Genomic DNA, 14,653 nt, shown 5'->3' with positions numbered 1-14,653 from the left:
CAGGCTCCATTAAACGTGTACGCGCATATCGGGAACGTATCGAGAAATCGAGACTCCCATGCAACGTGGCCCGCTCTTCACTGGTGGTTTCACCCCTCGGCGCACGCCGTGAATGCGATTCCAGGAGCCAACGATGCATGCGATGCCGGACCAGGAAGCTTCATCCCCTGCCCCTGCCGGTACAGCGGCCGCCTCCTCTTTCCCCCTCCGCGCCACCGCGGCCGTCGCCGCCCGCGCGACAGATCTGAGCAAGGTCTACGGCCAGGGCGAGACCCGCGTCGTCGCCCTGGACTCGGTGTCCGTGGAGTTCGGCCGCGGCCGCTTCACCGCCATCATGGGTCCCTCCGGCTCGGGCAAGTCCACACTGATGCACTGCATGGCCGGCCTGGACTCCTTCTCCTCCGGCTCGGCCCGCATCGGCGAGGTGGAGCTGTCCTCGCTGGGCGACAAGGAGCTGACCCGGCTGCGTCGCGACAAGATCGGATTCATCTTCCAGGCGTTCAATCTGCTACCGACGCTGACCGCCGCCGAGAACATCGCCTTGCCCATGGACATCGCCGGCCGCAAACCCGACCGGCAGTGGCTGACCCGGGTCATTGACACTGTGGGCCTGTCCGGCCGCCTGTCCCACCGCCCCGCCCAGCTCTCCGGCGGCCAGCAGCAGCGTGTGGCGGTCGCTCGCGCCCTCGCCTCCCGGCCCGAAATCGTCTTCGCCGACGAGCCGACCGGGAACCTCGACTCCCGCTCCGGCACCGAGGTGCTGTGGTTCTTGCGCAAGTCTGTACAGGCCATGGGGCAGACGATCGTGATGGTCACCCACGACCCGGTCGCCGCCTCCTACGCGGACCGTGTGATCTTCCTCGCCGACGGCCGGATCGTCGACGACCTTCCCGAACCGACCGCCGACGCCGTCCTGGGCCGGATGCGCCGATTCGACTCCAAGGGCCGTACGAGCTGACGACCGAGCCCCAGACCTCGCAACCCCAGGACTGACACCACCATGCTCCGTACCGCCCTGCGCAACCTCTTCGCGCACAAAGCCCGTTTGATGATGACCGCGCTCGCGGTCGTCCTCGGCACCGCGTTCGTCTCCGGCACGCTCATCTTCAGCGACACCGTCAGCAGCGCGTACCAGAACGCCATGACCACGAGCCTGAAGGACGTGGCCGTCTCCGTAACCGACAGCAGGCCGCCGTCCGACGCCGCCCGCTCCGAGAAGGAGCCTGCGGACGGTAAGCCCGCCTCCGTGCTCAACGATCAGCTGGCCGACAAACTCCGCGCACTTCCCGGTGTGGCCTCTGTACGCTCCACCGCCACCGGAACTGTCTACCTCGTGGGCAAGGACAACCAACTGCTGGGCGACGATCAGGGCAACAAGGGCACCAACTACGTTCCCGGCAAAGATGGCAAGGACGGCACGTACCCGCTGAAGGAAGGCCGCGGTCCGGCCGACGACGACGAGATCGCGCTGGACGCCAAGACCGCGGCGGCCGGCGGCTACAAGATCGGCGACACGGTCCGCCTCGCTATCGACGGCCCGACCCTGCACAAGAAGCTGGTCGGGCTCGTCGGCACCGACGATCCGAAGGTGACGGCGGGCGCCGACCTCGTACTGTTCGACACCGCCACCGCCCAGAAACTCTTCGCAAGCCCCGGTCGGTACAACGAGTTGGTGCTGGCGGCCACGCCCGGCACCGACGACCCTGCGCTGACCGCGAAGGTGCAGCAGGCCCTACCCAAGGACCGCGCCAAGGCCACCAGCGGCACCGAACTGGCCGCCGTCGAGGCCGAGATGATCGCCGCCGACAGCGACGCGATGTCCAGGACCCTGCTGTCCTTCGCCGGGATCGCACTGTTCATCGGTATGTTCATCATCGTCAACACCTTCACCATGCTCATCGCCCAGCGCAGCCGTGAGATCGCGCTGCTGCGCGCCATCGGCGCCTCCCGCCGCCAGGTGATGCGCTCGGTACTGGCGGAGGCGGGCCTGCTGGGCCTGGTCTCCTCCGCCATCGGCTTCGCCCTAGGCGCCGGTATCGCCCTCGGGCTGCGCCCCCTGCTGAACGCCTCCGGTGCCGGCCTCCCCGACGGCCCGCCGGTCATCGGCGCCGCACCAGTGCTCTCCTCGCTCGCCGTCGGTGTGCCGGTGACCGTCCTGGCCGCCTGGTTGCCGGCTCGCAAGGCCGCCAAGATCGCCCCCGTCGAGGCGCTGAGCACCGCCGAGGCGCCGCCCGCCCCGCGCAGCCTGGTGCTGCGCAACTCCATCGGCGCGGCCGTCACCGCCCTCGGCGTAGCGATCATGCTGTACGCGTCCACTCTGCAGGATCTCACCGGCCTGACCCCCGCCATGACCGGCGCGATGCTGATCATGGCCGGCACCGTCATCCTGGCCCCGCTGCTGTCCCGCCCCTTGATCGCCCTGGCCGGCAAGGCCACCACTCGCCTGTTCGGCATCACGGGCAAGCTGGCCGAGCAGAACGCGCTGCGCAACCCCCGCCGCACGGCCGCCACCGCCTCAGCACTCGTGATCGGTCTCGCCTTGATCACCGGCATGACGGTGATCGGCGCATCCGTACAGCAGACCCTGGACAAGGCCGTCGCCAAGGACTTCAAGGGCGACTTCCAGATCACCACCCACTACTACGAGGGCCTGGACCCCAAGATGTCCCGGCAGGTCGCCCACCTCCCGGGCGTGGTGGGCGCCGCCGGCATCCGGTCCGTCGCCTACGGGAACGACGGCAAGTACGGCCAGATGACCGCCACGGACTTCGGCCAGCTCCAGAAGGTCACCGACCTCCACTTCGTCAGCGGCTCGTCCGACTCGCTGCACGGCGAAGACGTCGCGGTGTCGCAGTCCAAGGCCAAGGCGAAGGGCTGGAAGATCGGTGACACCCTCAAGGCCGATTTCTTCTTGGGCAAGAACTCCATCCGGGACCTGAAGGTCGCTGCCATATACCAGGACAACCAGATCGCCGGCGACATGCTCGCCGACACCGCCCTGGTCGACCAGTACCTCCCCAAGCCCGTCAAAGACAGCAAGATCCTGGTGAAGGCCGCGAGCGGCAAGGCGGACGGGCTCGAGAAGGAAATCCGTGACGCACTCGGCAACAGCCCGCTGCTCAAGGTCCAGGACAAAGACGACCTGCGCCGCGAGAAGGCCGGCGAAGCCAACACCGTGCTCAACATGATGTACGGGCTACTGGGCATGGCCATGGTCATCGCAGTCCTCGCTGTCATCAATACCCTGGCCATGTCGGTCTTCGAGCGCACCCGCGAGCTCGGAATGCTGCGCGCCATCGGCCTGTCCCGCTCCGGCATCCGGCAGATGGTCCGGCTGGAGTCCGTGGTGATCTCACTGTTCGGCGCGGTCCTCGGCATCGGCGTGGGCGTCTTCATTGCCTGGGCCGGCGGCAAGCTGGCAGGCCAGGCGCTGCCGACCTACGCAATGGCACTGCCCTGGGACCGGCTCGGGCTATTCTTCCTGATCGCCCTCGTGGTCGGAGTGCTAGCCGCACTCTGGCCGGCCCACCGCGCCTCCCGGCTGAAGATACTGACGTCCATCACCGCCCAGTGACCGGGCTCGGTCATGGTCGTGGACCCGTCACTCCACTCGAACCGGGGCGGTTCAAATCTCGGGGATGTCATCGATATTGATCAGCAGGTGTGGTTCCGGTGACGGTTCTTCGGCGGTGTACGGGGAGCATTCGGCCCAGATGACCTTGCCGTTGGGGGTGTAGCGGGTGCCCCACCGTTCGCAGAGGCGTGCGACGAGGGAAAGGCCGCGGCCGCCTTCGTCGTCTTCGGCTGCGTAGCGAAGGTGGGGTGCGGTGCTGCTGGTGTCGGAGACTTCGCAGGTGAGTACCCGGTCGTACAGCAGGCGCAGGGTGATCGGGGCGGTGCCGTAGCGGATGGCGTTGGTGACCAGTTCGCTGATGATGAGCTCGACGCCGGCCGACGCGGCTTCCGGTACGCCCCACTCGGCGAGCTGCCGGGTGGTGTTGGCCCGGGCGTGGGAGACGGCGGCGGGGTCGGAGGGGATGTCCCAGTGGGCGATGTGTTCCGGGGCCAGGCGCTGGGTGCGGGCGACGAGCAGGGTGATGTCGTCGCTGTCGTGTGTGGGCGGCAGGGCGTCGAGGATGGCCTGGCAGGTGTGTTGTGGTGTGCGCCCGGGGTGGGCGAGCGCGGTGTGCAGGGCGGTCAGGCCGGTGGTGATGTCGCGGTGGCGGTCCTGGATGAGACCGTCGGTGTAGAGGATGAGGCTGCTGCCTTCGGGCAGGCGGAGCCGGGCGGCCTGAAAGGGCATGCCGCCGAGGCCGAGCGGGGGGCCGGCGGGGAGGCTGGGGAAGTCCGCGGTGCCGTCGGGGTGGCCGAGGGCCGGCAGGGGGTGGCCTGCGCGTGCGAGGTCGCAGATGCCGGTGGTGGGGTCGTAGATGGCGTAGAGGCAGGTGGCACCCATGATGACGGGTTCGCGTCCGGCCGCGGTGCTTTCCTGGTCGAGGCGCATGACGAGATCGTCGAGGCGGGCGAGGAGCTCGTCGGGTGACACGTCGAGGGCCGAGAAATTCTGTACGGCGGTGCGCAGGCGGGCCATGGTGGCAGCGGCGTGCAGGCCGTGGCCGACGACATCGCCGACAACGAGGGCGACGCGTGCGCCGGGCAGAGGGATGACATCGAACCAGTCGCCCCCGACGCCGGCCTGGGCGGGCAGATAGCGGTGGGCGACGTCGAGGGCGTTCTGCTCGGGCATGCTGCCGGGCAGGAGGCTGTGCTGGAGGGTGACGGCGGTGTTGTGTTCGCGGGTGTAGCGGCGGGCGTTGTCGATGCAGATCGACGCGCGGGCGGCGAGTTCCTGCGCAGTCGGCCATCAGGTGCAGTTGGCGGCCGTCGGCATCGACGGCTACATCAAGCTCAAGAACAAGCTCAGTGGTGGTTGACTTGCGTGGCCTCCTGGGCGGCTCCTCGCACGGTGGCGATCAACACCGATTGATTGACGCGTAGTTCATCCGGATGGACGGACAGGGCAACACACCCGATCAGGGTCCCATCCGTACCGAGTACGGGCGCTGCCAGACAGGCCAGTCCTGGCTGGGCCTCCTCAACGTCCAGAGCGACTCCGAAGCGCCGGATTCGCCGCAGTTCCTCGTCGAGTCGTGTGGCGGACGCGATCGTGTGCGGAGTGAACCGGCGTAGACCGGGTTGTTCCAGGTATCGGCGGCGGGCTGTCGGGCTCGCAGCCGCCAGTGCGATCTTGCCGTGGGCGTAGGCGTGGGTGCGCGGGTCGATACCGACGCCCAGAGCAGGTTGCTCCTTGCCTCGGGGGGTGGCGGTCCTGACATCCGCGATCACCAGGCCGTTTCCCTGGAAGGCCACGTAGTTGGCCGAGGCGCGGGTGGCGTGCTGCAGCCGCGCCAGCAGCCCGTCGATGCCGTCGTCCACACCCATCTGGTTCTGGAATGAGCGGTGCAGGGCGGGGACCCGGTAGCCGAGTACGTAGCCGCCGTCTGTGCGTACCAGGTATCCCCGTTGGGTGAGTGGGGTGAGCAGGGTGTACAGGGTGGACAGCGCGCAGCCGAGACTGCGGGCCAGGGCCTTGGCCGATACTGGCCCGGCCGCGTCAGCGACGAGTTCCAGCACCTCAAGGGTGCGCTCCGCTGCCCGCGGCCCGGTCTGACCTGGCATGGCGCCTTCTCCTTGTCGTTCGTCTTGGTTCTGTACGCCTGTGCCCGGTCGAGTCGGCTACCAGCCCCGTTCCCGCCATTCTTGCAAGGGGGGCCGCTCCGTGCCCACCGTGGTGTCCCGGCCGTGGCCAGGATGGACCCAGGTGGTGTCGGGCAGCCGATTGAAGGTCGTGGCTTCCACTCCGTGGAGGAGGCGGGCGAAGGCGGCCGAATCGTTGAAGGTGTTGCCTACGTCGTCAGGAAATAGGCAGTGCCCGGTGAAAAGGTGGGGCCCTTGCGGATCGTCGTAGAGCAGGACGATGGAGCCTGGCGTGTGCCCCGCAAGGTGATAAGCGACGAGTTCGATGCGGCCCAGGTAGATCTTGTCCCCGTCATCGACGAGGACCGCGGTGGGCACGGGGATGCCGTCCTCATCGTGTCTACCAGCGTGAGTCCTCGCCACCGTCGCGTCAACGCCCGCGCGCAGTGCGTGCCAGTGGTCTTCGTGCGAGTGTGTAGTAACTACTGCGCAGAGGGCGCGGTCACCGGCCAGACGCAGGAGCGTGGGGCGTCATGCGCGGCATCGATCAGCAGTTGCTGGCCGGTGGCTCGGTTGCGCAGCAAGTAGGCGTTGTTGTCCATCGGGCCGACCGCGACCTTCGTAATGGTCACAGCTGCCAGCTTGCGCACGGCTGGCGGGCCGTCGACTGTCACCGCTCCGCCGCTGTAGGTGTCGTCATGCCTCACGGGGAGAGACCTCTCCCATCAGGTCCCAGCCCTCGCGGTCGGGTATCTCGATACTGACGATCTTCGGGGTTGCGGCGACGGCGTACGACATGGCCTCCGTGGCCTGCTTGAAGTGCGCGGACTCGACGTGTTCACGACCCGCATCGGCATCGCGGAATGCCTCAACGAGGACAAACTCGTGCGGGTTGTCCACACTGCGGGACCACTCGAAGAACAGGTTGCCCGGCTCCCGTCGGGTGGCCTGGGTGAAGTCGTCGACAAGGTCCATCCAGTCCGCACTCCGCTCGGGACGGACGGGAAACTTCACGGTGATGAAGATCATCATGGCTCTTTCGCTGGTAGGTCGTGTGGGTGGATTGCCGGCAAGTTGCTGCGCGGGAGAACCGGGAACGGTCCGTGCGGTGACGGGTGCCGCTCCGGGTGAGCCAGCTCTTTCACCCTGCCCCACCGCTGCCCTCTGCTGGAAATGTCCGGCGTTGCAATTCCATCCAGGCTGGAAACGGGGGTCCCTTGCCAGCCGCAAAGGCGTGACTCGGGCAGTCCCAGCCGGCGGGGCCGGGTCAACGTGCTCCGGGCGCTCCTGAACGACGGGCGAACCTTCACCCCCGCCAGCCGGTCGCCCAGGCGGCTTGACTCGGTCATTGAAACTCCTGTCCGGGCGTTGAGGAGTGAGATCACCAACCGAACGACCAGGAGCCCTGCCGCGTCAAACGAACCCCCACCAGCGCCTCGTCATCAGCTGCGAACCACAGGATGAGAAGGGTTCAAAGGCAGTGATCTGCCGGGTGCGGGAGCGAATGATGCCGGACGGCATGTACTCGCCGCCCGGTATCGCCTCGCGTACCGCATCCCACTCTCCGTAGATCCGCTTCTTCGGATCGGCAGGCCAGGCGGCCAGGCCCCAGCCAGCCACGTCGGCACGCCATTTCGCTGACCGCAGAGCGCGCCCGGCCTGCTCCTGGGCCATGCGCACGATCCGGTCGTTGGCCTTCACACCATCCGCCACGGAGGTAGTCCAGCCCAGGCGGCACATCGCCATCCACGCGTTCGACGGCAGCTTCCTTCCGTTGCTTTGAGCCTCAAGGGCGTTGCCCCTTGATCGTGGACACCCTGATCATTGGATCGTGAAGATCCATAGGACAGGAGTTCCCGTTGGGGACGTCGAAGTACTCGCCTGAGTTCAAGGCCGATGCCGTCGCGCTGTACCGCGCCAGCCCGGGTGGGACGTACGCCTCGGTGGCCAAGGACGTGGGCATCAACCACGAGACGCTGCGCGTGGGTGCGGGACGCCGAGCAGGCCGCCCGGCCCGGGGCGGTGGAGGCCACGGCGATGGAGAAGGAGAACCGGCAGCTGCGGGCGCGGGTGAAGGAACTCGAGCTCGAGCGGGAGATCCTGCGGAGGGCCGCGAAGTATTTTACGCCTGAGATCAGCTGGTGAGCAGCCGCTTCCAGTTCGTCGACGATCACCGTGGCGTCTTCGACGTCAAGTGGCTGTGCCGGATCCTGCAGGTCTCGCGGTCCGGCTTCTACCGGTGGCTGGCTGGCGCGGACGCACGGGCCGCCCGGGCCCAGGCGGACGCCGAGCTCGCAGAATGCATCGGTGAAATCCACCGGGAATCGGACGGCACCTACGCGGTACCGCGCGTCACCGCCGAGCTCCGGGACGGCGGCGAGCGGGTCAATCACAAGCGCGTCGAGCGCGTCATGCGCAAGTTCAACATCGTCGGGCTGCACCTGCGCAAGAAGGTCCGCACTACCATTCCCGAGCCGTCGGCGACACCGGTGCCGGACCTGCTGCGGCGCGACTTCACCGCCCAGGCGCCGAACACCAAGTATGTGGGCGACATAACCTACCTGCCGATCGGAGGCGGCCAATTCCTATATCTGGCAACGGTGTTGGACCTCTGCTCGAAGTGGCTGGCGGGCTGGTCGATCGCCGATCACATGCGCACGGAGCTGGTCACCGACGCGCTCAGGGCCGCCGCGGCGGCCCGCGGCGCCGAGGGCCAGCGCGGGGTGATCTTTCATAGCGACAACGGAGCTCAATACGTGTCGAAGGAGTTCGCCCAGGTCTGCTCGGACCTCGGCGTGACCAGATCACGCGGCGCGGTGGGCACGAGCGCGGACAACGCCACCGTGGAGAGCCTGAACGCGACCATGAAACGCGAGACGCTGCAGGGACGGAAACGGTGGAACGGGGCCCGTGAGGCCCGTCTCGCGGTCTTCCGATGGGCGACCCGCTACAACACACCCGCCGACGGCACTCCCGCCTCGGCCAGATCAGCCCGATCGCCTACGAGCAGCGATCAACTACGCTGGCTATCGCCGCATGACAACCGGTGTCCACGGTCACGGGGAAGGCCCCGACGGCCCGGTTGTCGCGTCGGGTGTGCGCCGGGTTCCACGGCTCCGGTCGGAGTGGTGCCGCTCGCAGGGACGGGAACGTGCCGGTCAGCCGGGGTTCGGGAGGACGTGGAGCCGGTCCAGGGCATCGCTGATTACGTCGGCCCAGGGCCAGTGCCTGGCCAGGCGGAGGTAGCGGCGCCGGCCGGTGGTGATGAGCTGCGCGGCGGTGGAGAACAGCCGAAGCCGAAGGCGGCGGGGCTCCCGTAGGCGGGCCTTGCCGGTGAGAGCGAGCAGGGGCATCCAGGCCAGCAGGTCCAAGGCGATCTGGATGATCTCCAGCCAGATCTGGTTCTGTGCGGCGCCGTGGAGGGGAAGGTTGCGCAGGCCGGTGGCGCGGGCGGCGCGGATGCGGTCCTCAGCACGGGCACGCTGGCGGTGGCGCAGTTCAAGGGCGGCGATCGCCTCGCCCGCTGTGTTGCTGGCAAAGCAGGTCAACCGCATGCCGTCGGCGTCGGTGAAGCGCAACTGGGCACCGGGGTGCGGCCGTTCCTTCCGCACGATCAGCCGCAGCCCGTTGGGCCAGCCGGTCAGGCAGTCGCCGCCGAGTTCGGCAACCCAGGCGCCGTCGCGTATGTCGCCGTCGGGTTCGACGGCCGGTGTCCAGGCCGCGGGCGGGACCTTCAGGACGGCCTGGTGGATGGCGTCGGTGATGGTCATGCCGACCGAGTACGACAGCCACCTTCCGCGCTGGGCGAGCCAGGCGACGAACTCGTGGGTGCCGCCACCGGAGTCGGTACGGATCAGCGTCTGCCGGCCGCGCCGGAACCGTTTCGGCAGCTGGGCCAGGGCCAGTCTGGTGGCCTCGATGTGGTCGGCGGCGGTGTTGGAGCCCGCGTTGCCGGGCCGCAGCAGGCCCACGACCGGCTCGCCGGACCGCTGCGGCGGTAGTCGACGAATCCCATCAGCGGGTGGTGGCCGAACGTCTTCTTCCAGGTCACGGCTGCGTCCTGCTTCTCGGAGTGGGCCAGGACGAGGACGCCGTCGATGTCCACGATCACCTGCCCGCCCGCGTCCGGCTCTGCTTCACCGGCCAACCGCCATACGTGTTCGCGTACTTCAGCACGGGCGGTGCGCAGTGCTGCCAGGACCCGCCGTCCGCCCGACGCCAGCGTGTTGATCAGCCGGGAGACCGTGAGGTCGGAGGCTACCGGCCCGAACACGGCCGGCTCAGCCCGCAGCAAGCCCACGTCGGCCAGGCAGTCCCCGCCGAGTGCCACCGCGAGCGCGACATCCAGCAGGACCTTGCCCGGATCGTGCACCGCCCGGGCCTTCCGCCACGGCTCAAGCGCCGCCGATATCGCCGTGTCGAGACCGGACTTGCGGATCGTCTCGACCAGCAGCATGGCCCCGGCCTGCGAGACGACCCCACGACCGCCGCCCTCGACGCGGACACGCGGGTAGGACCCGATACGCTTCTTCACTTGGAAAGTGCCTCCGGCGGTGACGGGAACAAGGACCTCAGCAATCCTCATTCTCGCTGGTCAGAGGCACTTTCTGGGACACGACCACGACGATACCGAGGGACATACATCGGGGCGAGAGCGACCTCGATGTGATTGGTACTCGCAGTTATTGCTCGGTTCTCCACGCCGAGCGGATGCCGTGCCCCCAAGCGCAGAACCGTGGCCGTAGCTGTACGCGAGGCGCTCCGCAGGTATCGGGACTGGCCCCCCGGGGCGTGAAGACGTGCCCCCACAGGCCTGGCCCCAGGACATACCGCCAGCGCTTGTTACACCTCTGACCTGTGCTTTCTCATGCTTCTACACCGACTGGACGAGCCGGCCGGCACTCCCGCTGGCAAGTGATCCAGCAAAGGAGACAGATCATGCCAAAGCACCGTGCGCCAACCCGACGTATGGGCCAGCGGTTTTCCGCCGGCGCTGCCGTCGCTACCCTCAGCCTCACCGGGCTCCTCGGGGCCACGTCCGCCGCCTACGCGGACGACGCTCCTTCTCCTTCCGGCGTCAGCTTCCCCAACAGTCAGTTCAGCGTGGACAACTTCAACCGCATCATGCACGAACCACTGGACCAGTTCGCGCAGGAAGAGCAGGAGAACAACCCCACTAGAAGCCAGGGGCCCAACCCCATAAAGCCACCGGCTGGGCCGGAGGTCATCGACGACAACGGCATCCGGTGGGACGCTGACGGCTGCTCCACAAGCGATGTCCTGAGAGGCGGTGCTGCGGAAATCGCCTGCAAGCGGCACGACGTCGCCTATCGCACCCTCCAAACGAACGGCCGGTGGAACGAAGACAGCATGAGTGATGCCAACCGGCAGTTCGACGCGGACCTAACCACACTCGAGAACGAGGGCAAGACCAGCCCTGTGCAGGGCGAACCGCTCAGCGGAGGTGTCGCCGTCGGCACCAACCTCCCGAGCTTCGTCAACGACCTCCCGGCTTTCGACGGCAGCTCTGGCAGCCCCTTCGACAGCCAGAACCACCCCGACGGTGCGTTCCAGCCCTCGGACGGTGAACGGTAAGAGGGCGTCCGCTTGCCACATAGCAGGCTTGATCAGTCGAACAGGGTTCCTGTTCGACTGATCTGGCGGTGGTCCAAGGGATCGGCTGTACGCACGGGGCGAGGGAGCGCAACACCGCTGTGCGAAGACAGAGCTGGAGTCCCTCGCACTCGCCCCACCTGGCGCCGTGGCGACCGACCGTGGCGTCGTCCGGTTCGGGTTCGGGTGGGGGCACGGCGGGGAAGAACGGGGCGTCGGCTGGGCCGTCGGGTTCGGCGGCGGCCGCGGGGCCGGTGGGGGAGATCCCTCAGGGTGCGGGGCCGCAGACGACGTACACGGTTCAGCAGCAGCCGCCTGCGGGTAGCTGTCACTACCGGTATGAGAAGGGTGAGCCGCTTCCGGATCCCAAGTGCACGCCGGGGGCCACCTCGCCGGCGGTGACGCAGGCGAATCTGGCCACGACCATCTGCCGCAAGGGCGGCTACACCAAGGGGATCCGGCCGCCGGAGGCGGTTACAGGCAAGGAGAAGCAGCTGAACGCTGCCTCGTACGGCTACAAGGGCAGTTTCAAGGACGCCGAGTACGACCATCTCCTCAGCCTCCAGCTGGGCGGTGACCCGAACGACTCCCGTAACCTGTGGGTGGAGCCGGCCGACCCGGGTCATAAGCCGGGTTCGGGGGTGAACAACTTGAAGGACCCGGTGGTCGAGACGAAGCTGCACACGGCTGTCTGTTCCGGCAAGGTCACGCTCAAGGCAGCGCAGAACGCCATTGTCACCGACTGGACCACCGCATTGAGCAAGCTCGGGCTGGCGGCCTGACGCCATGCATCGGCGGGGACCGAGCGAACGGGCAGTGGCCGTGAGGAGGGCCGCAGCGCTCATGTGAGTCAGGCGGATTCCGTCTGCATGTCGGCGAGGACGCTGTCCAGTGCGTCGTCCTGATGCGGGGGCGCGATGTCGGAGAATGCGGCTCGGGCTCGGTTGAGGTCGTCGTGCCGGAGGGGGCGGGGTACTTGGGGGGTCAGCCTGATGATCAGTGGAGGGGTCCCCGCGTGCTGGTACGCGGCGAGTTTGTGGTGTCCGTCGAGGAGGTAGCCCACGCAGCTGTCGGGGGTGGGGAACAGTGCGACCAGCGCGGGCAGGTCGTGCCCGGCGCGGATACGGTCGCGATAGCCGCGCACCGCTCTGTGGTCGTGGGGTGGCCACGCGTCGGTGGTCACCAGCGCGAGTTCCTCGTCGGCGTACCAGTGGTGGACCTGGAGGGCGCGCGGGTGGATAACTCGCAGCTGGTGCGGAGCGAGCGCGGCCGTCATCACGTACCGTCCGGGTGCGAGCAGTGACAGCAGCGGGCGCAGGCGTTCCGGATCCGGTGGCTCAGCCTGGCCGGTGCGCGGATCGGGTACGAGGCCGGGGGCGCTGAGCCAGTCGGTGAGGTACTTGACCTCGGAGAGACTGGGGCTGCCCGTGCCTGCGCGGGCGGCCAGCCAGCCCACGCTGCCGCGGCCGTCGCTGGCTTCCAGGAACACCGGGTCGCCGGCGAGCAGGAGCAGGCTGCCACTCTCGTCGCCGGTCACTTCGATGACACCGTGCCCGTCGGGCACATCGAAGCACACGGAGGGGGGAGGCGAAGGAGGTCGTCTGATCATCTGCCGATCCTATGGGCGGCCGGCACCGTCACCCCGAGGCGCGAGATCCTCCGGCCCGACTAGGCGGACGCCGTCACTGAAATGGTCACGCGCGGCGACATCACCTGTTGGGCGCAGAGTAGATGTCAGTGCGGCGCAGAGTTTTGGCAGTGACCTTCGTCCGCGCAACGCGTTGTACGCGTGTCAGTGATGTGAATCGGTCCCCACCGGTTTCGTGTAGTGACGGCCTCGACTCCCGCCCGGCGTCGGGGCCGTCGCTGTGTTGGTCCCCCCCCCGGCGGCGACCTCGTCGTTGTGTCCCATGACGACCAGCGCCACGCGCGGGGGTCGGGCCTCGGATGACACGCTCGTTACCGGGCCCTGTCCCTTGTGTCGCCATCTCTCAGTCCCGGTGGTCGAGTATGGCCTCGGCTCCCACTGGGCTATACGTCGTGCACCACCGGTCATCCGGTATCGGATGAGGCGAGGATGCCGGAGCTCGCCCGACGGCTGTCGGCTCCCTGCCGTGGATCAGCGGATGTAGAGTCGGCCTGGGGCGCGGTTTCGGCGTTGCCGCCGACCCGTTTCCCCAGGCCGCTCACCGAACCCGGCGTGCGACTCTCACCGCACCGGGCTCTCCACGGTTTCTGCTGTCAGGCGTGGTTGTGCAGGGGCCATGGGCTTGGGATCTTGACGACTCCTCGGTAGCGATACCGAGTAATGGGGACTGCTGCGAGATTGAACAGCTCGGTCCCCTCCACGACTGGGCTCTTCCAGCGGCCCGTTGCCGGGTCGTGGAGCCAGCGGTAGACATCCGTCCCGTTCCAGCGGTGCAGCGTGCGCCACCACGTGACGACCCTGCGCCATACGAAATGCGCCAAGGCCGACATGGTGTGTTTGCATACCGCGTGCTTGAAGTAGTTCGCCCACCCGCGCATGATCTGGTTGAGCCTGGTCATGACGTGGGCTGGTCTCTGCTGCGACGATCTGTGTGTCAGGGCCCGGATACGCTCCTTCAGTTGTCGGACGGGTCGGTCCGCGATGAAGGTGTAGACGTGCCATGTGCTCGTTCCCTTCTTGCGGCGCCACTGGATGTGGAACCCCAGGAAGTCGAAGCCGTCCGCCATGTGGACCACCCGGGTTTTGGCCGGTGACAGCCGCAGCCCGAGGGGCCTGATCACATCGGCGATGTCCTCGCGCAGGTTCTCCACGTCGCTCTGGTGACCGTTGGCCATGACGACGAAATCGTCCGCGAAACGGACGATCCGCCAGCACGGCAGTCCCCTTCTGCGACGGCTGGCCCGCCTGCCCTGGGTGGACAGTTCTCCTCCTTGGAGCCACGGCCCGTGTACGTGCTCATCGAGCGCGGTCAGGGCGATGTTGGCCAGCAGGGGTGAAAGGATGCCGCCTTGCGGAGTACCGGTGTAGGTCTCCTCGCGTCCGCCGCCCTCGGTGAGGACGCCGGCCTTGAGGAACGCCTTGACCAGTGCCAACACGCGCTTGTCTTTGATCCGTTTGCGCACCCGGTCTATCAGGGCCGTGTGGTCGAACGAGTCGAAGCACGCCTCGATATCGGCGTCCAGCACCCATCTGTAGCCCTTGGTGCCGAACATCTGGATCTCGGCGATCGCGTCGTGTGCTCTCCGTTTCGGCCTGAAACCGTAGGAGACCGGCAGGAACCCAGCCTCGAAGATCGGTTCCAGCACCAGTTTCAGTGCGGCCTGGACCACGCGGTCGGTGACGGTCGGCATGGTG

8 protein-coding genes and 5 pseudogenes are annotated in these 14,653 nt (G+C 67.7%); 5 read left to right on the top strand and 8 right to left on the bottom strand.

The features are described from left to right. Positions 1 to 142: 142 nt before the first annotated feature. Together AB5L52_RS45665 and AB5L52_RS45660 are read left to right on the top strand one after the other, a co-directional pair. Positions 143 to 958: an ABC transporter ATP-binding protein gene (locus AB5L52_RS45665; protein ID WP_351576082.1), complete on the top strand. Its 816-nt coding sequence runs from the start codon at positions 143 to 145 to the stop codon at positions 956 to 958. Positions 959 to 1,000: 42 nt separating this feature from the next. Further along, entirely contained in the window at positions 1,001 to 3,574 is a 2,574-nt protein-coding gene (locus AB5L52_RS45660; RefSeq protein WP_369369136.1) for an ABC transporter permease, read from the top strand. 51 nt (positions 3,575 to 3,625) lie between these two features. Here the strand turns inward: AB5L52_RS45660 and AB5L52_RS45655 are convergent. From AB5L52_RS45655 to AB5L52_RS45635, 5 genes and pseudogenes are all read right to left on the bottom strand, one after another. Then, positions 3,626 to 4,855 (bottom strand): annotated as a pseudogene (locus AB5L52_RS45655) (SpoIIE family protein phosphatase); the annotation flags it as partial. A gap of 65 nt (positions 4,856 to 4,920) precedes the next feature. Next, positions 4,921 to 5,679 (bottom strand): IclR family transcriptional regulator, encoded by a 759-nt coding sequence (locus AB5L52_RS45650; RefSeq protein WP_369369135.1) that lies wholly within the window; start codon positions 5,677 to 5,679, stop codon positions 4,921 to 4,923. A gap of 57 nt (positions 5,680 to 5,736) precedes the next feature. Beyond that, positions 5,737 to 6,371: pseudogene (locus AB5L52_RS45645) on the bottom strand (MBL fold metallo-hydrolase). 22 nt (positions 6,372 to 6,393) lie between these two features. Beyond that, complete coding sequence (locus AB5L52_RS45640; protein WP_351576114.1) at positions 6,394 to 6,726, bottom strand: putative quinol monooxygenase; 333 nt, start codon at positions 6,724 to 6,726, stop codon at positions 6,394 to 6,396. 384 nt (positions 6,727 to 7,110) lie between these two features. After that, entirely contained in the window at positions 7,111 to 7,410 is a 300-nt protein-coding gene (locus AB5L52_RS45635) for a hypothetical protein (RefSeq protein WP_351576073.1), read from the bottom strand. 146 nt (positions 7,411 to 7,556) lie between these two features. Between AB5L52_RS45635 and AB5L52_RS45630 the strand changes: the two are divergent. Then, a pseudogene (locus AB5L52_RS45630) lies at positions 7,557 to 8,737 on the top strand (IS3 family transposase). A 118-nt stretch (positions 8,738 to 8,855) separates the two neighbouring features. Here the strand turns inward: AB5L52_RS45630 and AB5L52_RS45625 are convergent. Then, positions 8,856 to 10,231 (bottom strand): annotated as a pseudogene (locus AB5L52_RS45625) (IS1380 family transposase). 404 nt (positions 10,232 to 10,635) lie between these two features. Here AB5L52_RS45625 and AB5L52_RS45620 point away from each other — a divergent pair. Continuing rightward, entirely contained in the window at positions 10,636 to 11,292 is a 657-nt protein-coding gene (locus AB5L52_RS45620) for a phospholipase A2 (RefSeq protein WP_351576070.1), read from the top strand. 179 nt (positions 11,293 to 11,471) lie between these two features. Beyond that, the gene (locus AB5L52_RS45615; RefSeq protein WP_369369134.1) at positions 11,472 to 12,092 is read left to right on the top strand and encodes a hypothetical protein; all 621 of its coding nucleotides are present in this window, start codon (positions 11,472 to 11,474) and stop codon (positions 12,090 to 12,092) included. Positions 12,093 to 12,160: 68 nt separating this feature from the next. Here the strand turns inward: AB5L52_RS45615 and AB5L52_RS45610 are convergent, their stop codons facing one another. Both AB5L52_RS45610 and ltrA read right to left on the bottom strand, forming a co-directional pair. Next, positions 12,161 to 12,919, bottom strand: coding sequence for a hypothetical protein (locus tag AB5L52_RS45610; protein WP_351576067.1), 759 nt, complete (start codon positions 12,917 to 12,919; stop codon positions 12,161 to 12,163). A 632-nt stretch (positions 12,920 to 13,551) separates the two neighbouring features. After that, positions 13,552 to 14,649, bottom strand: a pseudogene (gene ltrA, locus AB5L52_RS45605) (group II intron reverse transcriptase/maturase); the annotation flags it as partial. Positions 14,650 to 14,653 lie beyond the last annotated feature (4 nt).

It is taken from the genome of Streptomyces sp. CG4, assembly GCF_041080655.1.
In the GTDB taxonomy this organism is placed as follows: Bacteria; Actinomycetota; Actinomycetes; order Streptomycetales; family Streptomycetaceae; genus Streptomyces.
The sequence above is the reverse complement of the archived record's forward strand: the minus strand, read 5'-3'. Positions and strand labels throughout refer to the sequence as shown.